27 protein-coding genes and 3 pseudogenes are annotated in these 24,574 nt (G+C 64.0%); 14 read left to right on the forward strand and 16 right to left on the reverse strand.

The genetic code is table 11. The features are described from left to right. The first annotated feature begins 46 nt into the window (after positions 1 to 46). Both BMX17_RS09980 and BMX17_RS09985 read left to right on the forward strand, forming a co-directional pair. Complete coding sequence (locus BMX17_RS09980) at positions 47 to 1,810, forward strand: sensor histidine kinase (protein ID WP_170845376.1); 1,764 nt, start codon at positions 47 to 49, stop codon at positions 1,808 to 1,810. Between the two features lie 133 nt (positions 1,811 to 1,943). Then, positions 1,944 to 3,023, forward strand: coding sequence for a geranylgeranyl reductase family protein (locus BMX17_RS09985; protein ID WP_092659555.1), 1,080 nt, complete (start codon positions 1,944 to 1,946; stop codon positions 3,021 to 3,023). Between the two features lie 5 nt (positions 3,024 to 3,028). Here the strand turns inward: BMX17_RS09985 and ygfZ are convergent, their stop codons facing one another. Together ygfZ and BMX17_RS09995 are read right to left on the reverse strand one after the other, a co-directional pair. Continuing rightward, positions 3,029 to 4,123, reverse strand: coding sequence for a CAF17-like 4Fe-4S cluster assembly/insertion protein YgfZ (ygfZ, locus tag BMX17_RS09990; RefSeq protein WP_092659557.1), 1,095 nt, complete (start codon positions 4,121 to 4,123; stop codon positions 3,029 to 3,031). Between the two features lie 43 nt (positions 4,124 to 4,166). Continuing rightward, a complete protein-coding gene (locus tag BMX17_RS09995) occupies positions 4,167 to 4,460 on the reverse strand; it encodes a DUF6432 family protein (protein WP_092659559.1) in 294 nt (97 codons plus the stop codon). 176 nt (positions 4,461 to 4,636) lie between these two features. On the opposite strand from BMX17_RS09995, the gene BMX17_RS10000 reads away from it, so the two are divergent. Both BMX17_RS10000 and BMX17_RS10005 read left to right on the forward strand, forming a co-directional pair. Then, positions 4,637 to 5,569: a DUF7093 family protein gene (locus BMX17_RS10000; protein WP_092659561.1), complete on the forward strand. Its 933-nt coding sequence runs from the start codon at positions 4,637 to 4,639 to the stop codon at positions 5,567 to 5,569. A 26-nt stretch (positions 5,570 to 5,595) separates the two neighbouring features. After that, entirely contained in the window at positions 5,596 to 5,988 is a 393-nt protein-coding gene (locus BMX17_RS10005) for a DUF5611 family protein (protein ID WP_092659563.1), read from the forward strand. Between the two features lie 6 nt (positions 5,989 to 5,994). Here the strand turns inward: BMX17_RS10005 and BMX17_RS10010 are convergent, their stop codons facing one another. After that, positions 5,995 to 6,834, reverse strand: a complete 840-nt coding sequence (locus tag BMX17_RS10010) for an SAM-dependent methyltransferase (RefSeq protein WP_170845377.1) — start codon at positions 6,832 to 6,834, stop codon at positions 5,995 to 5,997. A 79-nt stretch (positions 6,835 to 6,913) separates the two neighbouring features. On the opposite strand from BMX17_RS10010, the gene BMX17_RS26050 reads away from it, so the two are divergent. Continuing rightward, on the forward strand, positions 6,914 to 7,078 hold the full coding sequence (locus BMX17_RS26050; protein WP_170845378.1) for a hypothetical protein: 165 nt from the start codon (positions 6,914 to 6,916) through the stop codon (positions 7,076 to 7,078). A 45-nt stretch (positions 7,079 to 7,123) separates the two neighbouring features. On the opposite strand, the gene BMX17_RS10015 is transcribed toward BMX17_RS26050, so the two are convergent. Together BMX17_RS10015 and BMX17_RS10020 are read right to left on the reverse strand one after the other, a co-directional pair. Beyond that, entirely contained in the window at positions 7,124 to 8,131 is a 1,008-nt protein-coding gene (locus BMX17_RS10015; protein ID WP_092659567.1) for a hypothetical protein, read from the reverse strand. A gap of 148 nt (positions 8,132 to 8,279) precedes the next feature. Continuing rightward, positions 8,280 to 8,852 carry a helix-turn-helix transcriptional regulator gene (locus BMX17_RS10020; protein WP_092659569.1) on the reverse strand — a complete coding sequence of 191 codons (573 nt, stop codon included), beginning with the start codon at positions 8,850 to 8,852 and terminating at the stop codon, positions 8,280 to 8,282. Between the two features lie 143 nt (positions 8,853 to 8,995). On the opposite strand from BMX17_RS10020, the gene BMX17_RS10025 reads away from it, so the two are divergent. Then, on the forward strand, positions 8,996 to 9,652 hold the full coding sequence (locus tag BMX17_RS10025) for a hypothetical protein (protein ID WP_092659571.1): 657 nt from the start codon (positions 8,996 to 8,998) through the stop codon (positions 9,650 to 9,652). 247 nt (positions 9,653 to 9,899) lie between these two features. On the opposite strand, the gene BMX17_RS10030 is transcribed toward BMX17_RS10025, so the two are convergent. The 3 genes from BMX17_RS10030 to BMX17_RS10040 form a co-directional block, all read right to left on the reverse strand. Continuing rightward, positions 9,900 to 11,201: an RNB domain-containing ribonuclease gene (locus BMX17_RS10030; protein WP_092659573.1), complete on the reverse strand. Its 1,302-nt coding sequence runs from the start codon at positions 11,199 to 11,201 to the stop codon at positions 9,900 to 9,902. A gap of 47 nt (positions 11,202 to 11,248) precedes the next feature. Continuing rightward, positions 11,249 to 11,551, reverse strand: coding sequence for a DUF7562 family protein (locus BMX17_RS10035; RefSeq protein ID WP_092659575.1), 303 nt, complete (start codon positions 11,549 to 11,551; stop codon positions 11,249 to 11,251). Positions 11,552 to 11,614: 63 nt separating this feature from the next. After that, the gene (locus BMX17_RS10040; RefSeq protein ID WP_092659577.1) at positions 11,615 to 11,815 is read right to left on the reverse strand and encodes a DUF7511 domain-containing protein; all 201 of its coding nucleotides are present in this window, start codon (positions 11,813 to 11,815) and stop codon (positions 11,615 to 11,617) included. 211 nt (positions 11,816 to 12,026) lie between these two features. Between BMX17_RS10040 and BMX17_RS10045 the strand changes: the two genes are divergently transcribed. Continuing rightward, positions 12,027 to 12,521, forward strand: a complete 495-nt coding sequence (locus tag BMX17_RS10045) for an RNA-binding protein (protein ID WP_092659583.1) — start codon at positions 12,027 to 12,029, stop codon at positions 12,519 to 12,521. Between the two features lie 149 nt (positions 12,522 to 12,670). After that, positions 12,671 to 13,024: a cell division protein SepF gene (locus tag BMX17_RS10050; RefSeq protein WP_077205851.1), complete on the forward strand. Its 354-nt coding sequence runs from the start codon at positions 12,671 to 12,673 to the stop codon at positions 13,022 to 13,024. Position 13,025: 1 nt separating this feature from the next. On the opposite strand, the gene BMX17_RS10055 is transcribed toward BMX17_RS10050, so the two are convergent. Genes BMX17_RS10055 through BMX17_RS10065 form a run of 3 tightly spaced genes read right to left on the reverse strand, consistent with a single transcriptional unit; the run spans position 13,026 to position 15,380 of the window. Next, positions 13,026 to 13,487 carry a DUF6114 domain-containing protein gene (locus BMX17_RS10055; protein WP_092659584.1) on the reverse strand — a complete coding sequence of 154 codons (462 nt, stop codon included), beginning with the start codon at positions 13,485 to 13,487 and terminating at the stop codon, positions 13,026 to 13,028. Further along, complete coding sequence (locus BMX17_RS10060) at positions 13,484 to 14,728, reverse strand: Yip1 family protein (RefSeq protein WP_092659585.1); 1,245 nt, start codon at positions 14,726 to 14,728, stop codon at positions 13,484 to 13,486. The genes BMX17_RS10055 and BMX17_RS10060 overlap by 4 nt, the downstream gene beginning before the upstream one ends. Further along, complete coding sequence (locus BMX17_RS10065) at positions 14,718 to 15,380, reverse strand: hypothetical protein (protein ID WP_139203461.1); 663 nt, start codon at positions 15,378 to 15,380, stop codon at positions 14,718 to 14,720. Before BMX17_RS10065 ends, BMX17_RS10060 begins: the two co-directional genes overlap by 11 nt. 331 nt (positions 15,381 to 15,711) lie before the next feature. On the opposite strand from BMX17_RS10065, the gene BMX17_RS10070 reads away from it, so the two are divergent. Together BMX17_RS10070 and BMX17_RS10075 are read left to right on the forward strand one after the other, a co-directional pair. After that, a complete protein-coding gene (locus BMX17_RS10070; RefSeq protein WP_092659587.1) occupies positions 15,712 to 16,644 on the forward strand; it encodes an ABC transporter ATP-binding protein in 933 nt (310 codons plus the stop codon). An 86-nt stretch (positions 16,645 to 16,730) separates the two neighbouring features. Then, positions 16,731 to 17,009, forward strand: a pseudogene (locus tag BMX17_RS10075) (ABC transporter permease); the annotation flags it as partial. 359 nt (positions 17,010 to 17,368) lie between these two features. Here BMX17_RS10075 and BMX17_RS10080 read toward each other — a convergent pair. From BMX17_RS10080 to BMX17_RS10090, 3 genes are all read right to left on the reverse strand, one after another. Beyond that, a complete protein-coding gene (locus tag BMX17_RS10080) occupies positions 17,369 to 17,641 on the reverse strand; it encodes a hypothetical protein (protein WP_092659588.1) in 273 nt (90 codons plus the stop codon). A gap of 496 nt (positions 17,642 to 18,137) precedes the next feature. Continuing rightward, positions 18,138 to 19,130: a tyrosine-type recombinase/integrase gene (locus BMX17_RS10085; RefSeq protein ID WP_170845379.1), complete on the reverse strand. Its 993-nt coding sequence runs from the start codon at positions 19,128 to 19,130 to the stop codon at positions 18,138 to 18,140. Continuing rightward, on the reverse strand, positions 19,130 to 19,648 hold the full coding sequence (locus BMX17_RS10090; protein ID WP_092659590.1) for a hypothetical protein: 519 nt from the start codon (positions 19,646 to 19,648) through the stop codon (positions 19,130 to 19,132). Before BMX17_RS10090 ends, BMX17_RS10085 begins: the two co-directional genes overlap by 1 nt. A gap of 48 nt (positions 19,649 to 19,696) precedes the next feature. Between BMX17_RS10090 and BMX17_RS10095 the strand changes: the two are divergent. Next, a pseudogene (locus BMX17_RS10095) lies at positions 19,697 to 20,209 on the forward strand (ABC transporter permease); the annotation flags it as partial. 54 nt (positions 20,210 to 20,263) lie between these two features. Then, positions 20,264 to 20,575 (forward strand): ASCH domain-containing protein, encoded by a 312-nt coding sequence (locus BMX17_RS10100; RefSeq protein ID WP_092659592.1) that lies wholly within the window; start codon positions 20,264 to 20,266, stop codon positions 20,573 to 20,575. Here BMX17_RS10100 and BMX17_RS10105 read toward each other — a convergent pair whose 3' ends face one another. Further along, positions 20,576 to 21,991: a cytochrome P450 gene (locus BMX17_RS10105; protein ID WP_092659593.1), complete on the reverse strand. Its 1,416-nt coding sequence runs from the start codon at positions 21,989 to 21,991 to the stop codon at positions 20,576 to 20,578. A gap of 121 nt (positions 21,992 to 22,112) precedes the next feature. Then, complete coding sequence (locus tag BMX17_RS10110) at positions 22,113 to 22,667, reverse strand: hypothetical protein (RefSeq protein WP_092659594.1); 555 nt, start codon at positions 22,665 to 22,667, stop codon at positions 22,113 to 22,115. Positions 22,668 to 23,354: 687 nt separating this feature from the next. Between BMX17_RS10110 and BMX17_RS10115 the strand changes: the two genes are divergently transcribed. Next, positions 23,355 to 24,347 carry a tyrosine-type recombinase/integrase gene (locus BMX17_RS10115; protein WP_170845380.1) on the forward strand — a complete coding sequence of 331 codons (993 nt, stop codon included), beginning with the start codon at positions 23,355 to 23,357 and terminating at the stop codon, positions 24,345 to 24,347. Beyond that, positions 24,289 to 24,574, forward strand: a pseudogene (locus BMX17_RS10120) (IS6 family transposase); the annotation flags it as partial. The gene BMX17_RS10115 and the pseudogene BMX17_RS10120, both read left to right, overlap by 59 nt.

The raw sequence follows: 24,574 nt of genomic DNA on the forward strand, positions 1-24,574 counted from the left end.
ATATCGATCGAGGTTTGATGTGGCGGATCACCGACGTTCAGACATTGTGGGACCGTCGGTGGTGTGGCTCGCGTATCTCGCCTGGCCGATAGTGACGCTTGTCACTGGCTCGTCGCTGCTCTACTGGATCTACTCGAACCGATGGGACCGACGCGGTGCCAGATGGTTCGCGGGTGTTCTCGGCGTCGGCGCGTTCTGGATGGCGGCGACGTTCCTGCACCTCTGGCTTGGGGATCCCGGGCTCCAGCGGGTCGTCGCCATCGTCGAGGCGATACTGTTGTTCGCCTCGTTCGCGGCGTACATCGTCTTCGTCTCGGTCTACACCGGCCGAGAGTTCCACGAGCGCCGGAGCGTCCAGGCGACACTGGTCGGCGTGATGGGGAGCCTGCTCGTGCTCGCGCCGCTGAACTTCCTCGGCGTCACGAATCTGTTGTGGACGGATCTCGTCGTCGTGGACGATCCGTTCCCGTACGTCGTCATCGAACACGGGGTCGGCCTGGTCGTCATCCTCACCGTCCTGCTGGGCCTGATCGGCTACAGCTGGTTCGTCCTGACGAACTACCTGCTGGCGACGGGCACGGGATCGGGAACACAGGTGTTGTTGATCCTGCTCGGGGGGCTGTCGATCGGCGTCGCGGAGCTACTTGGGCAGGCGGGTCTCCTGCCGGCCGACGGACTGCACCACGCGACGTTCGGCGCGCTGCCCTACGTCGTCTTCTCGACGTTCGGACTCTTCCGGTTCGACCTGCTCGACGTATTGCCCGTCGCGCGCAACGCTGTCGTCGAGTATCTCACCGACCCGGTGCTCGTCCTCGACGACGACCGTCGCCTCGTCGACTACAACGCCGCGGCGCTGGATACCTGGCCGGCCCTCCCCGAGAAGAAGGGCGCGCCCTTCGCCGCGGCGTTCCCGTCGCTGGCCGACCGGATCGAACTCCCGGCCGACCGCAAGGCGGCGACGACCGACCGGCTGACACTGGCGCACGACGGGACCGAACACCACTACTCGGTCACGACGACACCGATCACCCGTGGCCGGTCCGGTGCGGTCGGCTGGTATGCGATCCTGTTTCGCGACGTGACGGATCTCGAACAGTCACGCTGGCAACTCCAGAAACAGAACGAACGCCTCGATCAGGTCGCGACGACGATCTCCCACGATCTGCGCAACCCCATCGCGGTCGCCAGCGGTCAGACGGAGTCGCTCGCCCTCGAACTCGACGAGTGGGACGTGACGCCCGAACACCGTGACCGTGCCCAAGGACGGATCAGTTCGACGCAGGACTCCCTCGACCGGATGGAAGACATCGTCGAGGACATCCTCACACTCGCCCGCGAGGGCAAGACCGTCGAGGAGACCGGTCCCGTCGAGCTCGGAGCCACCGCCCGCGACGCCTGGGCGAACGTCGACACCGACGACGCCACGCTGACCGTCGCCGGCGACCGACGGCTCCAGGCCGACCGGAGCAACCTCCTCAGCATCTTCGAGAATCTCTTTCGGAACAGTGTCGAACACGGACCGGACGACGGGACCGTCGAGGTCGGGGCCACTGCCGACGGCTTCTACGTCGCCGACGACGGGCCCGGCATCCCCGACGAACACGCAGGAGACATCTTCGAGTACGGCTACACGACCAGCGGCGACGGCACGGGACTCGGTCTCTCCATCGTCCGGACGATGGCCGAGTCCCACGGCTGGACCGTCGAACTGGACCGGGAGTACGAACGCGGGACGCGCTTCGTGTTCGGCAGCGTCGACACTGTCGTCACCGACGGTGGGTGGCGAGCAGGCGACCGGGGACGGTCGTGACACGGGCGGTCGCGCGACGGCGGACCGTACCACGGCGCAAGTCAGGGCACGGACGAGACTGGTCACGGTCTGGAATATAAACCCTCGGCGGCGACCGAGAAGGTATATGGGCGTTGGCGGGTATCAAACGGGTATGTACGACTTCGTGGTGGTGGGGGCTGGGCCGGCGGGCTCGCGGTTCGCGCGCCGGGCCGCCGCGGACGGAGCCGACGTCCTCGTCTTCGAGCAGGGACGAGTCGGCGAGCCTCTGGCCTGTTCGGGCCACGTCAGCACGGACATCTGGGACTACACCCCACATGGTGCTCGCGAGGACCTCCTCCAGAACGAGGTGTACGGGGCGCGGTTTCACACGGGCGGTCCCGACAGCGACGGCTACCCCTTCTACAAGGAAGAAGTCGTCTCGAACGTGATCGACCGGGTGGGACTGGACCGGACGCTCGCCGAGGCCGCGCGGGACGCCGGCGCGGACCTCCGGGAAGAACACACGGTCGTCGACGTGACCGAGGGGCGAAACGCCGTCCGGGTCCGGGCGCGCGGGCCGAACGGCACCGACACCTACGAAGCGCGTATGGTCGCGGGCGCGGACGGCCCGAAGTCCCGCGTGCGCTCGGAACTGGCCCTCCCCGACCCCGAGGAGATGCTCCACGGCGTGCTCGGCTTTACCGACGACCCCGACCACGACGACTTCGTCGACGTGCACCTCACGGTTCCCGACTTCTTCGCGTGGCGCATCCCCCGCGGCGACGCCGGCGTCGAGTACGGCCTGGCGACGCCACCGGGTGACGACGTACGGGCACGCTTCGAGGAGTTCACCGACGACTACGGCGTCGAGACCGACCGGCGGTGTTCGGGCCTCATCCCCATCGGCCCACCACCGAGAGTGACGGGGCGGCGGAGTTTCCTGCTGGGCGACGCGGCCGGCCAGACGAAACCGTTCACCGGCGGCGGCATCCTCTACGGCATGACGGCGGCCGACCACGCCGCCCGAGAGATCGACCCCGCCGATCCGGGAACGCTGGGCGACTACGAGGACGCCTGGCGGGCGGACCTGCGGACGGAGATCCGACTCGGGAAACTGGTCCGGGCGGGTTACTCGGTGCCGGAACCGATCCAGCGTGCCGGTATGCGAGCGCTCTCGGGCGAGATCGCCGTCCACATGGACCGCCCGACGACGCTCTTTTCGACCGAGCAACTGCGCAAGCTGTTGGGGTAGGAAGCTCAGTCCTCGGTATCGGGATAGGTCGGGAGCCGGGCGGACGCGTCGGAGCCTTCGACGAAGGGCAGGTCGACGACGGCGGCGGCCCGTTCCTCGCCGTCGATTCTGACCGAGAGGTTACCTGTAGTGTCGTAGTCGACCAGCGCGAGCGCGAGGGGTTCCTCGCGCGTCGGACTGTCGACGGCCCGGGTGATCGCCCCGACGGCGCTGTCGCCGGCGAAGACCGCCGCACCGGCCTCCGGGACGGCATCGACGGTGAGGCCGACGAGGCGACGGCTGGGCTGGCCCCGGTTCTCGACCCGGGAAACCACTTCCTGGCCGACGTAACAGCCCTTCTCGAAGTCCAGAGCGTTGCGGACGCCGACCACGTTGGGGATCTCGCCCTCGAGTTCGGTGTCGAACAGTGGCGTGCCGGCCTCCAGCGTGAGCGACTCCCAGGTGCGGTAACCGAAGGGCGCGGCGTTCATCCCGCGGTTTTCGAGGGTATCGAACACGTCGCGGGCGGCGTCGGCGGTGCAGACCACGGTGTACCCTTCCTCGCCGGCGAGCCCGTCGTCGCGGATCACGGTGACGCCGACGTCGGCCATCGAGCCGCGGACGAATTCGAGGGGGCGGTCGGGCGAAGCCGCGCCGTTGAGGACGCTGGCGATCTTCTCGGTGGCCTTGGGACCGTGGATGCCGAAGGTGGCGAAGTCGTCGGTCGCAACCTCGACCTCCACGTCCTGGATGAAGGTCTTCTCGGCCCAGTCCTCGGCGATGGGGCCGGCGCGGGCCGGGGGCGTGAACACGAGCAGGCGCTCACCGGCGTTGTAGACGTACATATCGGTCGTGACCTTGCCCTGCGGGTCGAGCAGGAGGGCGTAGACGCCCTGCCCGTCGGTCGACGGGACGCGGTTGGAGACGGCGTTGTCGACGAAGTCGATCCGGTCGTCGCCGGTGACGGTGACGACGCCGTAGCCGAACTCACAGACGCCGACGACGCGGCGGACGGCGGCGTGGGTTCGCTCGGGACGACCGTAGTGATCGACGACGCGACGGCCTCCCTGCTCGCGGAAGGTCGCACCGTGGGACTCGTGGACGGCCTCGAGAACAGTCATTGTGAGGTAATGGACGCTCGGCGGCGTTAAATTGCCGGATTCGTCAGCGCCCGAGCCAGGATCGAATTCGGTCCAGCAGGGAGGGTTCCTCGTCGGGGTCGTACTGTCCGATAGCGTGGTCTTCGGGGAGGATGACGGTGCGGTCGTCTTCCTCGGTGGCCTCGATCAGCCCGTCGGATTTGAGGTCCGCGAGGGCCGTCTCCAGTTCGTCGATGTCCGCGTCCACCCGAGACCGGAGTTCGAACACCGTCATCCCGTCGTCGCGGCGGTCCGCGAGAGCGTCGAGTATCGCGACCTGGGTCTCGGCACGGTCGCGATACTCCCGCTTGGCTCTCATAGGACACCGTTCGGCCGGGTGGGTCTTAAGACTTCGAGACGCCCGTGGGCCAGTCCAGACGTGCCAGCGGTCCGTCATTCGCAGTCCGGTCACCGCTGGCGTGATTCGCCGGCAGTGACAGGTGTCAGACACCCAAGCAGTAGGCTTAAGATTGGCGGGCGACCAGTATCGTGTCAATGGCTATCAAGTGTTCGCTACTCGGGCACAAGTTCAGCGGGACGGAGGTCGAGGAGGAACGCGAGGAACAGGGTAGCGAAGTCGTCATCACCATCGAGGAAGTCGAGGTCTGTGAGCGGTGTGGCAAGCGACGGGTCGTCTCCGAGAACAAGGAGGTGACCTCGCTGGCGGCCTCGGACGAGGGCGACCCCGACACCGAGACCGAACCGGGGCCGGAGTCAGCGGCCGAGTCGGACCCGGCGGCCGAAACCGCCGAACCCGACGCGCAGGCACCTCCACCCGGCCCGAACATGGGCGCGGCCGAGGACGACGCGGAACTGCTCGACGCCGGTGGCGACGGTGACGACGCGGCGACGGTCGACGACGAACCCGAACCGGAGCCCGAACCGGACATCGCGACCGCGGGCGAGACAGGTGTCGAGGACGAACCGACGGGCGAGGACGACGGTGCGGTCATCCTCGACGACGACGATGAGCCCGAGCGCGAGCCCGGGGAGTGGCCCGAAGACGAGGGCGCGCCCGAAGACGAGGCCGAACCCGAGCCGGAAGCGATCGAACGGGCCGCCACGGAGGCGGTCGAGGACACCGAGGAGCCGGAGCCGGCGGCCGAATCCGCGGAGACCGAAGAGTGGCCCGACGAGTACGGGTACGAGGAAGAGTCCGCGAAGGCACCGGAAGTCGACTGGCCCGAGGAGGACGAGGGCGACGACGAGGAGTGGGAGCCGGGCGAGAGCCTGACCCAGCGGATCGACAGCGACGTGGAGCCCGCGGGGGCCGCGACGGTCACCGTGCCGGAAGGCGAGTTCTACTGTCCGGAGTGTGGGTTCACGACGCTCGTCGAGGAGTCCTCGCTGCGTGCGGGCGACTTCTGCCCGTCCTGTCGGCGGGGGAGCCTCGAACATCGGGCCGAGGACGCGACGCGAAAAGAGTAAACCGAACCCTGTCCATAGGTCTCCTCATGCGGGAGTACAAGATGCGTCGGGGCGAGCACCTCGAAGAGCGAGTACCGGATATGAAGGCCAAGATCGAGGACTTCTTCGGTGAGGTGTCGGGGACCGTGGAGTACAAGGACAGCGACCTGTACGTCGTCGAAGATCCGGACAATCCGGTCTTCGACCGTATCACCGCTGGCACCGTCGAGTACGACGGCAAAAAGGACAAACTGGGCGTCGACTTCGTGGAACGGCCCGCCGAAGACGTCATCGCGGAGGGGAAAGCAGACGCCGCGGCGGACGCGGTCGACGCGAAAAACGACTTCCTCGAGGAGTGTACGGGTCGGGACGCCAAGAGCCGCCGTGACTCGATGAAACGCTCCGTCGAAGACGACGCCGAGACCCCCGACAACGTCTGACTGGTTCTAGCGTTTCGCCGAGACGATCCCGTACTGCCACAGCCCGTCCGTGAGCGTCTCGTGCTGGTAACGGGCGGCCCGCCGGTTGTCCTCCTGGGTCTCGTTGCGCAGGCCGACCGCGCTCGCGACGCGTCCGAACGGCCGGAGGAGCCGGCTGGCCCAGTAGAGCCGCCGCGAGGACGGCAGCACCTGACCGGTCTCGTCGACACTCTCGACAGTCTCGAACCCGGCGTCGGTAAGGGCAGTGTGGAACCCGTCCAGCGTCGCCAGGTTCGGCACCGCCCAGCCGTCGAGCCACACGTTCATCGACTCGCGCTCGCTGGGCGTCATCGAATCGACCGCTCGGAACCCATCGGCGACGATCAGACGCCCGTCCGGCCGGAGGACGCGCGCGGCCTCCGCGACGAACTCGGCTTTGTCCTCGGCGTGACAGATCGCCTCGATGCCCCAGATCACGTCGACCGAGTCGTCGGCCACCGGCAGGTCGGTGAAGTCACCGCGCGTGAACGTGGCGCGGTCCGCGACGCCCGCCTCGGCGGCCAGTGTGCGGGCCTCGCGGAGTTGCAACGGGACGATGTCGACGCCCGTGACCGTCGCGCCCCGTTCGGTCGCCAGCCAGACGCTGCTCCCACCGACCCCACACCCGCAGTCGAGGACGCGATCGTCGGGACCGATCCCCGCCCGATCGGCCAGTTCCCGGTTCATGTTCTCGACCGCCTCGGCGTGTGATCGGTCGCGCCCGTCGTGGTACCCCGCGTGGAGCCCGTGACTGTCCTCCAGCGCCCAGAGCAACTTGTAGTCGAAGTGGCTCTCCGTGTAGTACTCCTCGATCCGCGATACCCCCATGTGACTCGTCCCCATGTCGACTGTCCACTCGATTTCCTGAGTGATTAATTTTCTCACTTTATTGTTGGTAATTTATTCCGTGGTGGGGTCGAGCGTTCGGTGCGTCGAGGCTCCGCCGGGTCCCGAGCGCTATCGATCTCGCGACCGCGGGTCGCTGTTCTCTGGGGCCGTGATCGACGCCGAGCACGTCTTCCTGGCGGCGCTCGTCGTCAGATTGGCTGCCGTCGGCTGTCTGGGCCCGTAAAAATGAGGGGGAGAGCGCGTGGGGTAGTTGCGGGTCGCCGCTCCGTCAGGGGGCCTGTTCGACGTTCTCCACGTCGTACTCGGTGGCCGAGAACTGGTCCGCCGTCAGCAGGTGGGCGGACTCGACCGAGACGTCCCCATCGGTTCGGTCCACGACGACGGCCGTCTCGGGGTTATCTCCCGGAGCGGTCGCGTCCATGTGTACGTCGCCGGACGGGTCGACGCCACCGACCGAGAGCACCACGGTGGTGTCGTCACCGAAGCGGTCCCGTAGCGACGCTCTGGCGTCCGAGTCGTTCGCGAGGTGCGAGCGGATGCGGTCGATCTCGGCGTTCGTCAGTTCGTCGGCCTCGTCGACGATCTCGATGTCGTCGCCGACCGTGACCGTCGCCGCGTCCGCGGGCAGGTCGAACCTGACGATGGACCCGTTCCGGGTGATGTTCTCCGAAGGCACGTCGAGGTCCACGGCCGCGTCGGTGTCGAGGGTCGTGTCGGTCCGGTCGCGGTCGAGCTCGAAGTGTCCGTCCGGGGACACCGAGACGGTGCTGTCGTTCAGATCGACAGCGGTCGACTCGTCGGCCGAGCGCGCGTCGTCGGCCTCGACGGGGTCGGTGCTGACGCCGACGACCTCGACGGTCTCCGTCTCGAGATCGACCGTCAGTTCGAGGAGGGGACGCGGGTCGCCGGTCGCCGAGGACCGGTCGGGGTAGACGCGCACGTGTGCGCTGTCGTCGTCGGACTGGAGAGCCCCGTACACGTCCATCCGAAGCCGGTCGCCCTCGTCGAAGAGGGCCCCGAGTCGGTCGGCGGCGGCGTCGTCGGCGGCCACGAGTGCGGCCACTGTCTGGCGGGCGTCCGCGCGGTCGCCGCTGAACCAGTCTCCCTGGTCGGCGACGGCGAACTCGTAGCCGCCGGCCTCGGTCGTCGGTGTCGAGGTAGTCGTCGTGCCGTGCGTGTCCGCACCGTCGGAGCTCACACCGTGTGCGGCGACGATGCCACCGGTTCCGATGGCGACCGTCACCGCGAGTGCGAGCGCGATCAGCTTCGTTCGCATCGTATCGACGAGTGCGCGGGGGCCAGGGGCGACTGCCCCAACCGATATCGCCCGCGTCACTCGGTCAGGGGTTAGACGAAAGTCCATTTAGCTATCCGTTGAAAACGCGTTCTGGAACGTGTGAAAACGGGTTTCGCGACGGGTTCGGTTACTGCAACAGCACCACGTTGCCCATGCCGCGGCGCTTGCGTTCGACCAGATTCTTGGTTTCGAGGCTGTCCAGTTCCCGGCTGACCGTCGCCTTCGAGAGGGCCGTCCGATCGACGATGTCGCTCTGGGGGAGGACGCCGTCGGCCGCCAGCAGTGTCTCGTAGATCTCGCGTTCGTTGTTCGCCAGCCGCTCGGCGGTCTCCTCCCACTCCTGGCGGCGGGCTTCGAGCAGTTCGTCGCTCGGTCCCGGGTCGGCCCGCCCGTCGGCGGCCACCGGTTCGGCGGGAGCGTCGCGGTCGGCCGTCGGCGTCAGGTCGTCGTCGCCGGCATCCGGTCGGTCGGCGAGCAGCAGGTAGGTTCCGCTCGCGCCGAGCGAACACGCCGAAGCGGCGACGACGGCCACGTCGGGATATCGGAAGTAGCCGCCCAGTTCGGCGACGTTCGTCCCGTTCTCGCCGACCCTGACCATCACGGGCGACGGGTTGATCAACTGTAACGCGAGCACGAGCGTCGAGGCGAGGAACACGACGGCAGCGAAGAGGTGTCGGGTGTGGAGGGCCCGCAGGTCCATACCGATCCATTCGAAGACACCGCCAAAGTACCGTCGATTCGTTTTCGAGAAACAGCCAGTAAACCGGCGTGAAACGGGCTTGAAACGCGTTTCGAACGCGTTTCATCCGAACGCTCATGTGGGCTTTCACCCAAGGTGGGCGTATGCACGACGAGGTCGTCCCCCGGGTCGGTGCCATCCTGTTGCTCGCGCTCGTCGGTCTGGGCGCAGGCTGGGCTGGAGCCTCGCTGGGGGTCGGTGCTCCGCTGACCGAAACCGGACACCAGCCGTCGGTCGTCGTCTCGGAGACCGGCGTCACCGTCTCGGACGGCACGCAGGAGACCACCATCCTCGACAACATGACCGCGGTCGAATCGCTCCGGATTCAGGACCAGGACGGACACCTGACCGTCGACACCGAGCGCGCACCACGGCTGACCGAGGCAAAGCGGGAACGCGCGCTGGCCATCGCGCGTGAAAACGAGACCGTCCAGCGCCGCCTGGCCGCGATGGACGCGTACGAACTCGCCGTCGAACCGATCAAGGGAATTCCAGCCGAGGCCATGTCGCAGTCTACGTTCGAAGCGTCCTACACGAACGTGACCGCGGTCGAGGAGTCCGAGGGGACGTTCACGGTCGCCTTCGACGAGAACGTCTCGATCGAGCGAAGCGGCGACGGGGTCACGATCACGCCAGGCGACCAGCGATACGTCGAGAACGACGTGAACGTGGAGATCCGGAAGCCGGATTCGGATGACGTCGTCGCCGAGGCACAGGTCAACCTCCCCGAAGAACGGGTCGTGATCGTCACCGACGAGTGAGTTTCAAGTCGATCCGCCAGCCGCAGTCTTCGTCGACACGCCGTCAGGCCGCCAACCGGCCCGACGAGCGACCGTCGCAGCTATCTCGCGGGTCGCTCGGCTCACTTCGCTCTCACGGGCTGTGTCCGTTCGAGCCGAGGTCGACGGCCTCGCGCTCTCCGTTCGCTCATCCGAGACGCTCTCATCGGTCGCGTCTCGCGCTCGCTCCCCGCTCGGTTTTTTCGAGGCCGCCCCCTGGCCGGCCTCGCTACTCCTCGTCGATCACTTCGACACCGCGGTTGTTCACGGCGGCGGGGTCGAGCCCGACTTCTTCGAGGAACTGGCGGTACTCGCGTTCGCACTGCTCGCCGTCTTTCTGCTTGTCGGAGGCGTGCGAACAGAGGTCACCGAGGTCGGCGGGCACCTCGTCGGTGTAGACGATCCAGTGGTTCACCAGGTCCGAGAGCCGACGGATGGGGCTGGTGAAGTGGCCGTAGATCTCGAAGTTCAGGGCGTGGTGGCCGCCGAAGGGGTCGCTCATGTACTTCGCGCGGGGCATGACTTTCATGACGGCCCGTTGAATCTGGTTGAGCTGGCGCTCGGGCGCTTCCTCCAGCGTCTCGTTGACGGCCTTTCGGGGATCCTCGTGGCTGGCCGACACGGAGACCCCGTCCAGATCCTGGATCTCTTGGAGGGCCTCGTTCCACTGGTCGGGTGTCGGCTGAGGGTGGACCCGGTACATCGCTTCGAGGCCACGATCCCACTGGAGGGTGTGCGTGACGGCCTTGTTGGCCTTGAGCATACACTCCTCGATGATGGTGTGGGCCCGGTCCCGGCGGGGGTTGAGGACGAGGGAACCGTCCTCCTTGCGCTGTTCGTGGAGACGGTCGGCGAGGTTCCAGACCTGTTCGCACTTGGTGGCCAGATCGACCTCGGGGTCTTCCAGCAGGTCGTCGGCGCTGTCGGGGTCGTCCAGCAGGGACTCGGCCTGCGCGTAGGTGAGTCGGGCGTCGCTGCGGATGACGGACTTGTAGATGTCGATGGTCTCGTAGGAGAGCGTGTCGGGATCGAGGTGCATCTCGACGGTGTGGGCCAGGCGGTCCTCGTGGGGGACCAGCGAGCAGACGGTCTCGGCCAGCACCGGCGGGAGCATATGGACGGTGTAGGCGGGCAGGTAGACGGTGTTGGCCCGCTTGAGTGCTTCAGACCACATCTCGGTCTCGGGGTTGACGTAGTGGGTCACGTCGGCGATGTGGACCCAGAGGACGATCTCGTCGTCACGCACGTCGATGGAGATGGCGTCGTCGAAGTCCTGTGCGTCGACGGGGTCGGTCGTCCAGGTGGTCATCTCCCGGAGGTCTTCACGGTCGTCGAGTTCCGCCTCGACCTCGCTTTGCACGTCGTCGGTCAGTTCCTCGGCCTCCTGACGGACGGCCGGCGGGAAGTCGTCGCGGATGTCGAACTTCTCGAACAACTCCTCGCGCTTGTTGGCGAGGTGGCGGGCCATCTCCTCGTCGATCTCGACGGGGCCCTGGCCTTCCGCAGTGCCGGCCTCTGCTTGGTCGCTCATGGGGCCCGGTAGGGGAACCCGGTAGTTAGTCGTGTCGACGCCCGTCGCTAGGACTCCCGACCTTCGGGGGAGTCACCGCGCTCGGCCAGTAGATCGTAAAAGGTCGCGATAAACTCCTCGCGGTCACAGTTGCCGGCACAGCTCTCGACGAGCAACGACTCCAGCCCGTCGCGTGGCTGGTGACAGAGGTCCCGATAACAGTGTTTACAGAGGAACTCGAACTCCTTGTCCTCGCGGTTCCAGCGGTCGCCGTGTTTGTCGTACTCGCGTGCGTCGCTCCGGGCGACCGAGTCACCGCAGGCGATGCAGGTGACCTGCGCGCCGTCCCGGTTTCGCCGGGAACCCCACATACCCGGCCGTTCGGCCGGTGAATACTTAGCCCTTTTCGAGGCGGAGAACGCGTCGCGAATCGCTTACCGCAGGTCCGCGAGCGACACGGCGTGGTCCCGGTCGGCTGTGAGCCAGGCCGTGTAGAGACTGTCCCCGTCGGCAGTCGAGAAGATCGTCACTTCCGTCGGGTCGTCCCAGTCGTCGTACATACACTCCAACTCGAACTCCGGTAGCTGGTCGAACTGGCCCTCCTCGGTCTCGGCGGCTCTGTCGACGACACTCATTTCTGGCTCACCTCGGTGACACAGTTGCTGGTCGACGATCCGCGCGACTCGCCGTCCCGTGCCCGCCCGACAGCAGTCGATTGCGACCAGTATGCCATCCAATTTTAGCTATCTCGAAGACAAATAAAAGCCTTTGCTACCGACTATCATGCATGATAACAGCGACACGGAGAGCGGGCGATTTATGCGGTGAGCAGGCGACGTGGGGTGTATGCAGGTGAAATCACGGCATCACCTCCGTGCCGACGCGGTGGACGAACTGGAGTCGGCGCTGGAGGCGAAACTCGGCGTTAGCATGGACGCCGACACCCACGAGAAGGTCGAACTCGAGGGGACCGACTACGATCTCGTGCTGGTCGACGGCGAACCCGCCGTCGTCTACATCGAGGACGAGCGCGGCGACCAGGAACCGTTCCTGACCGTCCGCGGCGCGAACGAGTACCCGCCCGAACGCAACGTCGTCACGGTCGACGCCGGTGCGATCTCGTTCGTCAGTGACGGTGCCGACGTGATGCGTCCGGGGATCACCGAAGCCGATTCCAGCATCGAGGCCGGCGATCTGGTCGCCATCGCCGAGGAGAACCACGGGAAGGTCCTGGCCGTCGGCCGGGCCCGCACCGACGGCGACGACATGGCCGGGGACGAGGGGAAAGTCGTCGACAGTATCCACCACGTCGGCGACGATCTGTACGAGTTCTCCGTCTGAGTGGCAGTCGAGCCCCGTCCCGTCTGACGAGCGACCGACACCGCAGAACGGTCGTTTTCCCGCCGTAGCAACCGCCAGACCCAGAAATACTAGTTTGCGTAGGTGTGTCTGACGAAAACCCTATACTTTTGGGAGTCACTTTCGAGGGTATGGGCTTCATGAACAAACTCCTGGGTGAGTCGGGGTCGACGCGTCGCACCGACGATTACGTCGAACTCGACGGCGTCCAGGCACCGGAGGCACAGGCCGACACCCAGATGCACATCGCGAAGATCAGCGAGAAGCAAGACGTCATCGACATCAAGGACGCGGTGTACGCCGGGGACATCGTGGTCGCCGACATCACGCGACACACGACCCAGGATCGCACGATGGAGCAAATCACCGACGAACTCCAGCAGGTCGCTCGCGGCGTCGGCGGCGACATCGTCCAGAAAGACGAGGATCAGATCATCATCACGCCCCGCGGCGTCAAGATCAGCCGCGAGAAACTCGGCCGCTGAGCTACTGTCCGTCTTCTCTCTCGTCGTCCAGAATCAGCCGCTCGTACGCTTCTGTCGGTCGCCAGGCGAAACAGAGGATGCCGCCCGCGCTCGCGACCAACATTCCGATCAGATAGCCGCCGAACGCGACCAGAAAGGAGATCGACGCCAGGACGAGCCCCGCGACGCCGAGTTCCCGCGCCCACTCAGGGCGTACCAGCGCCGCCACACCGACGAAGACGATGCCCGCACCGACGACGGTCCCGAGACTGGCGGTCGGATACGCGTCGAACGGCTGTGTGCTCAACACGACCTGCAGCGACGGCCCAGCGACGAGCACCCCGCCGGCCACGAGCAAGAGCGCGCCGGCGAACGGGCGGGCGCGCCGCCACTCCGCGAACGTGATCGTCTCCACGTCCCCGTCGTCGTCCGCGGCGGTCAAAACGCCGTCGGAGCCATCGAGTTCCGAGCCGTCGGGCGTCACAGGCAGTTGTCGGGTGCGGTGGTCGGCCCGTCGTCGGCCGGGATGGGTTCGCGGACACCACTCTTGCCACCCAGTTCGGCCCCGATCTTGAGCTTGAAGTCGGTCAGCACCGTCTCGGAACTACCGAGCTGGTGGGCCAGCAGGGACACGTCGCGGCCACCGGTCAGCCGCGGGTTGGTGTCCAGCCCGAGCCGGATGTCGTTGATCGTCCCGAAGCCACTGTCGTTGTGGGGCGTACAGCTCCAGTAAGCGATGTTGTCGGCCGGAATGCCGGGCGTTCCGGGGAACTTGATCAGGTCCAGTCGGGCGGTCAACTTCTCCGACCGGAACTCCGAGATGTACACGTCGATAGCGCGGCCGTTGTCGGTCTCACTCGACGCGACGGCCTGTGACGCCGTTAGCTCGAAGTAGACGTTCTTGCCGCCACGCAGGTCGGTATAGAGGTTCTCGTAGATCAGGAACTCGTTGATCTCCACGTCCGCGACGCTCGTGCTGTCGAGTTGCTGGCGAGCGGCCCGGTCGATGTTCTCCTGACTCGTGCTGTCGACGGTGATGTCGATACAGTCCTCGCCGCCGATGGAGAATCCGGGATCGGTATCGCAATCGGTCTGGTAGCTGTACATTCCCGAATCCAGCGACGACTGGCTGACCACGAACCCATCCAGCGTGTCCGACTGCGCGGGGAACGTGTCACCCGAGACGGCCGGCGCGGCCGTGAAGGCGAGCGCCAACACGAGCCCACAGACCAGCGCGGCGCGGCCGGCACGGAACACCGGCCCCCGCTCGACGCGGACGGTACTGGTCCGGTCCCAGGCCAGACAGATCACCGCGCCGATCCCGCCGATCACGAACCCGGTGAAAGCCAGTTCAGGATGGGCGAGCGGAACGCCCGAGAGCAGGATACCGGCGAAGGTGAACGCGATCAGCCCGAAGCCGGTACCGCCGGCGAGCCGGGCCTTCTCGGGCCGTGCGAGGACGAACAGCCCGAGAACGACGCCGACGAACGGCGCGATCCCGCCGGCGAAACCGACGGGCGTGATGCGCCCGAGCGGGACCGCCGATAACTGAGCGAGGACGCGCCAGGCGAGGACGGCACTGCCGAGCCCCAGCAGCGTCGCGCCGAGCGTCGGCCTGGCCGCGGCCCACCGGTCGAAGCGGGCCCGAAGCCCGTCCGAACGTCCCGCGGACGGGTCACTGTCGGTCGCCGCCCCGTCGTCGTCGGTCGTGTCCTCACGCACCATATTCGAACTCACCGTCGTTGTTGAAGTCGTAGCGCACTCTCACGGAGAGATCCGAGAGCTGGAGTTGGTCCGCCGAGAGCGTCGAAGTCGTGATCTTCGCTCCGCGCAACTCGAAGGCCGGGTCGCCGTCGCTCGGCCTGATCGCGCCCGCGTCACTGCCCTCGATCTGGAGTTGATCGTCCGTGTTGGGTGCCTGGTTCGGGTCGGGCCCGGCGTAGGCTTTGAACCGGTCGAAGATCTTGGGTCCGGTTCGTTCGTCGAGGACGAACCCGCGCCAGGTCGCGGTCTGGGCGGTGATCCTGTCGGTCTTGAACGCGACGCCCTGTGCCGTCGCCTCTTCGCTCCGGATCTGTATCTGTAACCGTCCCGTGAGTCCCGGCACGTCACTGACGTTCAACGTCTTCTGTAGGTTCAGATCACGGATGTAGCTGCGCTCTACCTCGAACAGCACCGACGGCGTGACGATGCTCGTCTTCGCGGGCACGACGGTCGCCTCGGACGCCGTCAGGTAGTCGGCCGATACGTTGAATCCCCCGGAGCTACTCAGCGGCACCGAGACGCCCACCCCCGTACTCAGTATCAACAGCCCGACCAAGACCCACAACGTAAGCAACACGCCAACGCCGCTGGCTAGCCGTTTGGTATCGTACATTGTTCTACCGTCCGACCGACACGAGCCCCCCGACCATCCCCTGGTCGTCGACGGATATCGTCCGTCGTCGCGTCCGCCAGCGCACACACTGTGTACGCTGTCGATGTGGTGCCGTCCCCCCTGATGGCCAGCAACGCGACGGCCCAGCAGTGTGGCCGGTGCTGACTCGGTTCGGTCTCTTGCTCCCAAGATATCTGCCGAGTCATATCAATGTTCCGGCCTTCGGAACCAGGATCGATGCAAATTACTTGCCGTTCGGCCGCGGCCCCCACGGCCGATCGACGGCCCGAAAACGTGGGGCTTACCAGATCAGGACTGCTGACAGTGGGTAATGACACTCGCCATCCGAGCCCGGAATCTCGTCAAGGAGTACGACGACGTGCGGGCGCTCGACGGCCTCGACATCTCGGTCGAGGCCGGGGAGTTTTTCGGCCTGCTCGGACCCAACGGCGCAGGCAAGACCACGTTCATCAACATCCTCGTCGGCCTGGCCAACCGCACCGACGGCGAGGCGGCCGTGTTCGGTCACGACGTAAGCGACGAGTACCAGCAGGCCCGCGACGCCATCGGTCTCGCCCCACAGGAGTACAACGTGGATCGGTTCTTCCCCATCCAGGAAGTGCTGGAACACAAGGCCGGCTACCACGGCATCCCCGCGGGCGAGGCCACTCGACGGGCCGAGGAGGCGCTCAAAACCGTCGGGATCTACGAGAAACGCGACACGCGCTTCGACTGGCTCTCCGGCGGCATGAAACGCCGGTTCATGCTCGCGCGAGCCCTGGTGTCCGATCCCGATCTGTTGATCCTCGACGAGCCGACCGCCGGCGTGGACGTGCAGTTGCGCCGGGACCTCTGGGACGTCATCAACCGCATGAACGACGCCGGGACCACCATTCTGCTCACCACCCACTACATCGAGGAGGCCGAACGCCTCTGTGACCGCGTGGCGATCATGGACGAGGGCCGCAAGGTCGAGGAGGCCAGTCCCGACGAACTCATGGACCGGGGCACCGACCGAATCACCGTCACCCTGCGCTCGACGCCCGCGACCGCGCCCGAACTGGACCTGTCCGACGTTCACGACGCCCGGATCGAAGACGGCGACCTCGTCGTGACCGCCGCCCGCGGGAGTTCCGTGGTCCCCGACCTGCTCCGCCAGCTGGAGGCGGGGGACTACACCGTCACCGAAGTCGACATCGAACGTGCGTCGCTCGAAGAGGTGTTCGTCGACATGACTCGCACCGAGAGCGCGGTGGAGGCATGAGCGGGAACGACGACGGCGTCGGCGTGGCGAGCGACGGCGGGGTAACGGCGGGTGAATCGACTGCCAGCCCTGGCGTCCTCGACCGCCTGCTCCCGACCGGCTTCCGAACGCTGTTCCACCGGGAAGTGTTGCGGTTCGTCCGTCGCCCGCGGAACACGTTCCTTCCGCCGGCGATCACGAACGTCCTCTACTTCTCGGTGTTCGGCGTCATCCTCGGGGGTCGGATCGACTCGTTCGTCCTCGATGGTCGGGAGATCGAGTACATCGCCTTCATCCTCCCCGGCCTCATCGTTCTGGGTGCCATCTCGAACGCCTTCGAGAACGCCTCGTTCTCGATCTTCCACGGCAGATGGAACGAGTACGTCCAAGGATATGATACTCAAGATTGATTCAATAATTCACCTCTGAGGGTTGCGCTCGCTTCGATTTTGAGAGTCTGCAAATCTCTTAGCAAACTGATTCCATGAACCAAATAACTCATAGTAATAGCACCCCAGTTGTTACATGAGGAGATTTCTGTGCGCGTTAGTTTGGTAAGTCGGCTCGCATTGTGGGGTGGATTTGACCAGATTTTAATTCCTACGTCGGAAATAACCCACCCGGCCGTTGTGGGAAGAGAGATTTTACACCAGCCAATCTAAGGCATCTAATAGCGCCAGTGAAGCCACACACAACGTCCCGAGTGGGTAACATCGTATCAAAACCAAACCGCTTAGAGTGCCGTCTATTGGCTCTTAGATAACACTGCGCGGGCCGACTTTTCGAGTGCATCAGCAACGCCAAGCATTTCCGAGTCGCCTACCTCTCGGGCGTTCTCTCGGAGTTGTTGGAGTTCTGCGGCGATTTCTGACGCTTGTTGCCGGTCTATCTCGTCATTACGCCGGGCGTCATACAAGTGTTGTGCAACGTCCAGCAGGGTCCACATTTCCCCACCGACATTGATCGGGATTTCTGCCTGCGTTTCCGTAAGACCGAGTTGTTCTCTGGTGCGGGTCACAACGGTGAGTGCGCCGGCTACGTCTTGAGTGTAAGGACGGGAGTGTCGGGGATTGAGTCTTTGCTATGAAGGGGGAATATACACTTAAACGGCCCCGGTTTAGAGCCTGAGACTGCGGATAACGGCGTTTTTTCTCCAATCCACTTGTTATACTTGATTACGCACATACGCACACGAGCGTGTTGCGCGCGATGGTGGTTAATTACCTTTCAAACCGCGCGGTCGGGGTCGTTCTTCTCGCGTTCAACCCTACGGATGAATAAGACTTGAACAAAGCGAAGTCGGGAACGTGGATTCCGGGCCGAAACTCCCGGGGTTGCACTACGGAATGAGGGTCAAGTCGGGATTGAATCCGGGAAGCGGGGGGCGGGCGGATCGAACCCGGCCTTCCCGCGTTCAAACTTGGGGGTGAGAACAGTCATGTTGACGGCCGTCTGTGCCGACCGTCTGCGTTGCGGTGTGTCGCCTCACGGCCGTCGTTGCGAAAGTTCAGAGGTTAAGGTACAAATCCTCTGGATGCTTCTTTCGCTTCTTCTTTTGACTGTTGGAGGTAGATAAGAGTAGTATCGAGTTCTTCATGTCCAAGAAGAGATTGTAGTGTACGTATGTCAACATCTTCAGCAGTCTTTAATGTTCTCATAGCATATGAGTGTCTTAGCGTATGAGCAGTCACTTTATGGAGTTTCCGACCGTCTGAATATTCAGCAATAGTTTCTTGAAGACCGGCGTTTTCAGCCGCCTTTTTTACCACTTTGCCGATGTAATCCGCAGAGATATGTTCGTTGTTGTTGGTTGGGAAGAGATAGTCAGACTCGGAAGCGTAGGTCATGCTATCTCGGTCGTGGTCAATCCAACGGTCAAGCTGAAATCCGAGATAATCTTGCTTATAGGCAATATGACGCCCCTCTGGGGATTTTCGAGGAGGGATGTATACTGAGCGGTCGGTTCTATCAATATGTTTGATTTTCGCTTTTGCTAATTCTCCCCGGCGGAAGCCAATGTGATACAGTAGTTTGATAATTAGTTCGTTACGTAAGCGAGGTGCTGGGACGTTTTCAACGAGTTTTTCCACTTCCTCGGATTCGAGATATGGGTATTCATCCTTCTCGGAGTCTTTTAGACCGGTTTTCTTTTTGGTATCTCCCCGGAGAAGCTTCTTATCATCTTTATCGAATCCATCATAAGGATTCTCGGGAACTTCAGGAATGTCAAGATAATCTGGAAATTTCTTTGCATCCTGATAGAATTTGGAAATGGCCGATACTCGTTGGCTGATCGTCGTGGGGGCCATATCTTGGTATACTAACTCTTCGGCGAAGAGGCGAAGGTCGTCATATTCGGCTTCCCATACGGTTTTATTCCCGTTTTTAGCTAACCAATTCCGCCAGTTTCGAACGTGTCGGACATATCGGTCGGCGGTACTCTCTGCCGCTTCTCCCGGCCCCATCCGGCGTTTCTTGAACCGTTCGAGAATTTCGTCAAATTCCATCATTCGTCACCCTCACGAGTGTAAAACTGCTGTCCATCGATATTTGCGGCCACTTTGACCATGCCCGTTTGCTCTTCTAAGCGGCTTAGAGCATGGCTTACTTTCTCTCTGTCGGCACCAATTTCCTCTGCTATCTCCCGGGCCGAAGCGCTCTCACCCTCTGGCAATTCATCAAATATCTGTTGTTTCAAGTCGGCTTGTGCGGAAGCGGTCACTTCCCGTTCAACAGCCGTCAGACGGGAATCTAAGTCCGATAGCGTGCTTTCCATGTTCTCAAGGGTGTCTGTTATCTGTTCCAACGCTTCTGTATGAGCTTCCGTCTGTGCCGTCTGTTGCGTCTCGCGGCCGTTCGGTGCGGTGGCCGCGCCTGCTGAATCTGAAAGTTCGTGAGTAACGCTCTGGCGGATTAGGTGGGAGAGACTGCTGTATTCCGTGGATTCTTCAACGGCGTTATCCCATTCTTCTTTCTGTTCTTCCGAAACCACCAGATTCACTCGTTTATCGTTGTCTTCCGACATTACACTTAGACTGTTGGCCGGGTGTTGAATAAAACTTGTGCAAAATAGCGCCGGAACGAGTACATCCACGAGGTACTGACCTCGCCGCTGCCCTACACGTCGATGGTGCTGGCCTACATCCTCTCGTCGGCACTGCGCGGGCTCGTCGTCGGGATCATCATCGGCCTCATCGGCCTGCTCTTTACCAGTGTCCCGGTTGCGCGCCCGCTCTATCTGGTCGCGTTCATGCTCGTCATCTGCCTGCTGTTTGCGAGTTTCGGCGTCGTCGGCGGTCTCTGGGCGCGGGACTTCGACTATTTGACCGTCCTCAATCAGTTCATCCTCCGCCCGCTGGTCTTTTTCGGCGGCGTCTTCTACTCGCTGGACGCGCTGGACGGCCTGGCCTACACCGTCTCGCTGTTCAACCCGATGGTGTACATGGTCAACGGCGTGCGCTACGGCTTCTTCGGCGCGGCCGAACTCCCGCCCAACGAGTCCCTGGCCGTTCTCTCGGCGCTGACCCTGGCCGTCGTCGCCCTCGACGTGGAACTGTTCCGCCGCGGCTACGGGCTGGTCGACTGATCGGCAGGGTGCCGCAAGCTGAACCGTTTTGGGTCGCCAGCCCCACTCTCCTCTGTGTCCGAACTCGAACCCGACACGCTGTTGCCCAGCGACCGGATGCAGAGTCAAGCCCTCGACGGCGAGGTGACCCAGATCCACCGCGGCCAGCAATACGCCGAGGAAGGCGACACCTTCCAGATAGAAGGCACCACCTTCGAGGTCGTCGCTGTCGAGGACCGCACCCTGGGCGACATGACCGACGAAGACGCCCAGGCTGAGGGTGCACGCGACCTCGAACACTACAAGCAGATCCTCGAACGCGCCCACGACAACTTCGAGTGGGACGACGATTCCGACATCGTGATGCACCGCTTCGAGAAGCAGTAGTCAGCGCTCGGTCACCAGGAACTCCTGTCCGGGTTCCATCCGGAGGGTCATCTCCGGCGAGACCGGGGGCTCGCCGTCGGCGTCGTTCTCACCCAGCCAGCCCAGGTCGTACTGTCGCCCGATGGTCGCCAGCGTCAGTTTCGCTTCCAGCAGGGCGAACTGCCGGCCGATGCAGATGCGCGGGCCACCGCCGAACGGCGCGTACGCGAAGTCGTGGAGGTCCGAGCGGAGGTCCCCGTCCCACCGCGAGGGGCGGAAGGTCTCGGGGTCGTCGAAAAAGCGCGAGTCCCGGTGGATGTGCCGGATCCCGACCAGCACCCGCTCGTCGGCAGGGATCCGGTGGCCGTCGAAGACCACGTCGGTCGTCGTCTCGCGGGGCAACGAGTGGACGGGCGGGTAGAGCCTGAGCGTCTCGGTGATCACCCGCTCGGTCACGTCCAGTTCGGCTAGATCGTCGAGCGTCGGCGGGCCGTCGAGCGCGTCGACCTCCGCGTGGAACCGCTCGCGAATCTCGGGGTTGTTCGCCAGCGCCCAGAAGCTGAAGGTGAGCGTCGTCGTCGTCGTGTCGTGGCCGGCGAAGATCATCGTCACCATCTGATCGCGCAGTCGCTCGTCGGACAGCATCGCCGAGTCGCCGCCGGCCTCGCGAATCCCCACCAGCAGGGAGAGCAGGTCCTCCGCGTCGGCGGGATCGGTCGGCGCGGCCCCCCGCTTCGCGTCGAGCAATCGGTCCGCTTCCGCACGAAGGGTCTCCTGTGCGGCCCGGAACCGCCGCCGGGACGGCGTCGGTACCCATTCGGGCAGGAAGTAGGAGGTCGGCTTGAACCAGCCGTGAAGGTCCTCTGCGCTCCGCCTGATCTCCCTATCGCCGCCGAGCGCCAGCTCGCGCCCAAGCACCGTCGCGAAGAGGACGTCGAGCGCCAGGTCCGTGAACTCCGCCTGAAGGTTCAGCCGGTCGCCGTCCGCCCACCGGTCGATCCGCCGGCGGATCGTCTCGACCATGCCGTCGGCGTAGCCCATCACACTGTCGCGGGTGAAAAGCGGCTGCAACACGTCGCGTTGCTGTCGCCACTCCTCACCCTCGACCGTCAGCAACCCCTCGCCGAAGGCGATCCGGAAGTCCTCGGTCTTGCGGAACTTCTCGCGCTCGGTGAGCAGAATACGCTTCGCGTGGTCGGGATGCCCCACCCCGTAGATGTCTCCGTTCCCCAGCAGGTTCATCCGCACCACGTCCCGCGTCGCCAGCGCCTCCTCCGCGAACGCCAGCGGCTCGCGCATCTGGTGGACGAAGTGCAACCACGGCGGCCCGCAGTTGGGCGGGTACGGCGCGAGCGGCGCGTCGGCGGCACGTTCCGGTGTCGTCGCGCCATCGGTTCCACCGGCCGGCCGCTCCCCCTGATCGGCGTCGGATGCCATGCTTGCAACTGTGAACGCCGGGGAAAGTAAGTGCGGTGTCTGGGATCGGTCCACGGACAGGTCAGTCGCTGGGCGGGACGTGCATCGAGCCCGGGAGTCGGCCGCAGGGCGATCAGGGCGATCAGGCCGAGCAGTCCTGCCGGCAGGAGACGTGCAGCACGTACCCGTCGACGGCCTCGGGCGACTTGGAGTAGGCACCCGAGAACTCCCAGACGTCGCCCTGTTGCATCAGCTTCGTCGTCTCGTAGTAGCTGAGACGCTCGCCCGCGTCGTCGAGGAACTCGTAGGCGATCTGGACGTTGACGTACACGTCGGCCGTGAGCTCCAGCCGACCCTGGACGTCGTACGCCTCGTCGTAGTCGCTGCGTGAATCCTCCTCGCGGTCTCGGATGACGTGTCCGTACTCCAGGATCTCGAGGCCCAGTCCCTCGTCCATCCGGATCTCCCCGTCGGGGTCGCCGTCGATATCGGTCGAGTCGCCCATCGACCCGTCGTCGGTGGTCCCGGCGTCGGTCCCGGTAGCCGTCCCCTCGGCGGTCGCTCCGGTCCCGCCCTCCGTGTCGTCGCCGGCCGGTTCGTCGTCCGTCCCGTCGCCGCTCGTGCTATCGTCCGTACACCCCGCGAGACCGATGCTCGCGGCCCCCGCAACTGACAGTAACGCTTCTCGTCGTTTCATATACAGGTCATTCGATTTATGTTATAAAGGTCTTTGGTTGCGTCGGATATTTGTGCCCGCCAGACCCGAACTCGCGTCGGCTCCGGGGCAGACACGGCGGTGTGCCGGCGAACACACCGGCGATGAAGCGAGCCGAAAGCTCGCGAGGGCGCCAGACGAAGTAAACAGTCGAGTGGACGCACCGGAAGACCCACTCCGTTCATCTTCCGAGCCCTCGCTCGGGCCCCTGACCCTCGTGCTTCACTCTCATAGCGCTGGCGCTCACCATGTTCGCGCAGTCGCCGTGAGAAGTTCAGTGGACTCGCTGTGAACGAGTCGACGTGCTGTTTGGCGAGCATCCGCCGAGCGCAGCGAGGCGGTTCACTTCTCGCGAACGGAGTGAGCGAGAAGGTCGTTTTTCCCCACGTTTTTGCGAGGTTCACGAGACGCTCCGCGTCTCGTGAGCAAACCAGCAATCGGAGATTGCTGGTGTGAGTGGTCGCGACTCCGTCGCGACCCGACGATGAAAAAGGTGGAGTGGACTCGCTGGGATTTGAACCCAGGGCCTCTTGCGCCTCCGTTTCACTCCGGCGCGCCGCATCGGAAGGACGGGCGTTACCACTGCACCCGAGCCGTCTGGTTGGTGGTCACTCGAAACGACCAACCATGACAAAACTCGAATCACTCCGACCGGAAAAAGCCGTAGAAATGTACCTCACCAGCCGCGAGGACGAGGTAACGAAGAAATCACTCCAGAACATCAAGTCCGACCTCAAGATCTTCAAGCAGTGGTGTACCGACCGCGACGTCACCGACATGAACAACGTAGACGGGCGGGCGTTAGCTGACTTCCGCACCTGGCGAGCCGAGCAGGTGAAACTAATCACGCTCAAACACAACCTGTGGACGATCAAGAAGTTCGTTCGCTTCTGTGAGCAAATCGACGCCGTCCCCGAGGGAACCAGCGAGAAGGTGGTCATCCCCGAGACGTCCGACGCCGACGAAGTCAACGACTCGTTCATTCAGGAAGGTGACGCCGAGGATATTCTCGAATACCTGAAGAAGTTCGAGTACGCTTCCCTGCGTCACGCCGTGTTCTTCACCCTCTGGCATACGGGCATACGCAGTAGTTCCCTCCTCGCTCTCGATCTCAAGGACGTCCACCCCGAGGAGAACAAACTGTGTATCCGTCACCGACCCACGACGGGGACCGCGCTCAAGAACAAGGAGAAAGGCGAACGGAACGTGTTCATCAAAGACGAGTTGGTGACGGTTCTAAGCGACTTCATCAACGAGAACCGAGCCGACGTGTTGGATGACCACGGACGCCGTCCACTATTCGCTACTACAGACACGCGTGTCTCTCGAACTACGGTCCAACGGCTGGTCTATACTGCTACCCGCCCGTGTCACGTCGGGAAGGACTGCCCGCACGACGAGGAACCCGAGACTTGTGAAGCGAACTCCTACAATCTTGCCTGTAAGTGTCCCTCGTCGCTCTCACCCCATCCCCTGCGCAAAGGTGCCATCACCTACTCACTCAACGAGGAGACGCCCAAGGACGTCATTAGCGACCGTATGGACGTGAGCGGCGGTGTTCAGATAAGGATGAAGAGTGAGGCGATGTGTTTTCTGAGTGCCTATGCCCGAAAACACACGCCTCGGCGGAAGTATCGACCAGATCGACTTAGAGTTTGTTGAACGCGAGGCGACACCGCGACTGCTGATGAAGCTCGGTATTCAGTTGCATCTTGCTGGACTCTCTCTTTCGAATACCGTTTCGGTTCTTGATATATTCGGTGTCGAGCGAGCGCGATCCACCGTGCATAATTGGGTTCACAAGGCAGATCTACAGCCCGAAGCTGGATGCAGTCCGGATCACGTTGCGGTTGACGAGACCGTGATCCGACTCAACGACGAGCAATACT

Source organism: Halorientalis persicus (assembly GCF_900110215.1).
Lineage (GTDB): Archaea > Halobacteriota > Halobacteria > Halobacteriales > Haloarculaceae > Halorientalis > Halorientalis persica.

Coding starts and splice junctions, on each gene's coding strand:
- BMX17_RS09985 (WP_092659555.1), top strand. CDS start 1,944: ATGTACGACTTCGTGGTGGTGGGGGCTGGGCCGGCGGGCTCGCGGTTC.
- ygfZ (WP_092659557.1), bottom strand. CDS start 4,123: ATGACTGTTCTCGAGGCCGTCCACGAGTCCCACGGTGCGACCTTCCGC.
- BMX17_RS09995 (WP_092659559.1), bottom strand. CDS start 4,460: ATGAGAGCCAAGCGGGAGTATCGCGACCGTGCCGAGACCCAGGTCGCG.
- BMX17_RS10000 (WP_092659561.1), top strand. CDS start 4,637: ATGGCTATCAAGTGTTCGCTACTCGGGCACAAGTTCAGCGGGACGGAG.
- BMX17_RS10005 (WP_092659563.1), top strand. CDS start 5,596: ATGCGGGAGTACAAGATGCGTCGGGGCGAGCACCTCGAAGAGCGAGTA.
- BMX17_RS10010 (WP_170845377.1), bottom strand. CDS start 6,834: ATGGGGGTATCGCGGATCGAGGAGTACTACACGGAGAGCCACTTCGAC.
- BMX17_RS10015 (WP_092659567.1), bottom strand. CDS start 8,131: ATGCGAACGAAGCTGATCGCGCTCGCACTCGCGGTGACGGTCGCCATC.
- BMX17_RS10020 (WP_092659569.1), bottom strand. CDS start 8,852: ATGGACCTGCGGGCCCTCCACACCCGACACCTCTTCGCTGCCGTCGTG.
- BMX17_RS10025 (WP_092659571.1), top strand. CDS start 8,996: ATGCACGACGAGGTCGTCCCCCGGGTCGGTGCCATCCTGTTGCTCGCG.
- BMX17_RS10030 (WP_092659573.1), bottom strand. CDS start 11,201: ATGAGCGACCAAGCAGAGGCCGGCACTGCGGAAGGCCAGGGCCCCGTC.
- BMX17_RS10035 (WP_092659575.1), bottom strand. CDS start 11,551: ATGTGGGGTTCCCGGCGAAACCGGGACGGCGCGCAGGTCACCTGCATC.
- BMX17_RS10040 (WP_092659577.1), bottom strand. CDS start 11,815: ATGAGTGTCGTCGACAGAGCCGCCGAGACCGAGGAGGGCCAGTTCGAC.
- BMX17_RS10045 (WP_092659583.1), top strand. CDS start 12,027: ATGCAGGTGAAATCACGGCATCACCTCCGTGCCGACGCGGTGGACGAA.
- BMX17_RS10050 (WP_077205851.1), top strand. CDS start 12,671: ATGGGCTTCATGAACAAACTCCTGGGTGAGTCGGGGTCGACGCGTCGC.
- BMX17_RS10060 (WP_092659585.1), bottom strand. CDS start 14,728: ATGGTGCGTGAGGACACGACCGACGACGACGGGGCGGCGACCGACAGT.
- BMX17_RS10065 (WP_139203461.1), bottom strand. CDS start 15,380: ATGTACGATACCAAACGGCTAGCCAGCGGCGTTGGCGTGTTGCTTACG.
- BMX17_RS10070 (WP_092659587.1), top strand. CDS start 15,712: ATGACACTCGCCATCCGAGCCCGGAATCTCGTCAAGGAGTACGACGAC.
- BMX17_RS10085 (WP_170845379.1), bottom strand. CDS start 19,130: ATGGAATTTGACGAAATTCTCGAACGGTTCAAGAAACGCCGGATGGGG.
- BMX17_RS10090 (WP_092659590.1), bottom strand. CDS start 19,648: ATGTCGGAAGACAACGATAAACGAGTGAATCTGGTGGTTTCGGAAGAA.
- BMX17_RS10105 (WP_092659593.1), bottom strand. CDS start 21,991: ATGGCATCCGACGCCGATCAGGGGGAGCGGCCGGCCGGTGGAACCGAT.
- BMX17_RS10110 (WP_092659594.1), bottom strand. CDS start 22,667: ATGAAACGACGAGAAGCGTTACTGTCAGTTGCGGGGGCCGCGAGCATC.
- BMX17_RS10115 (WP_170845380.1), top strand. CDS start 23,355: ATGTACCTCACCAGCCGCGAGGACGAGGTAACGAAGAAATCACTCCAG.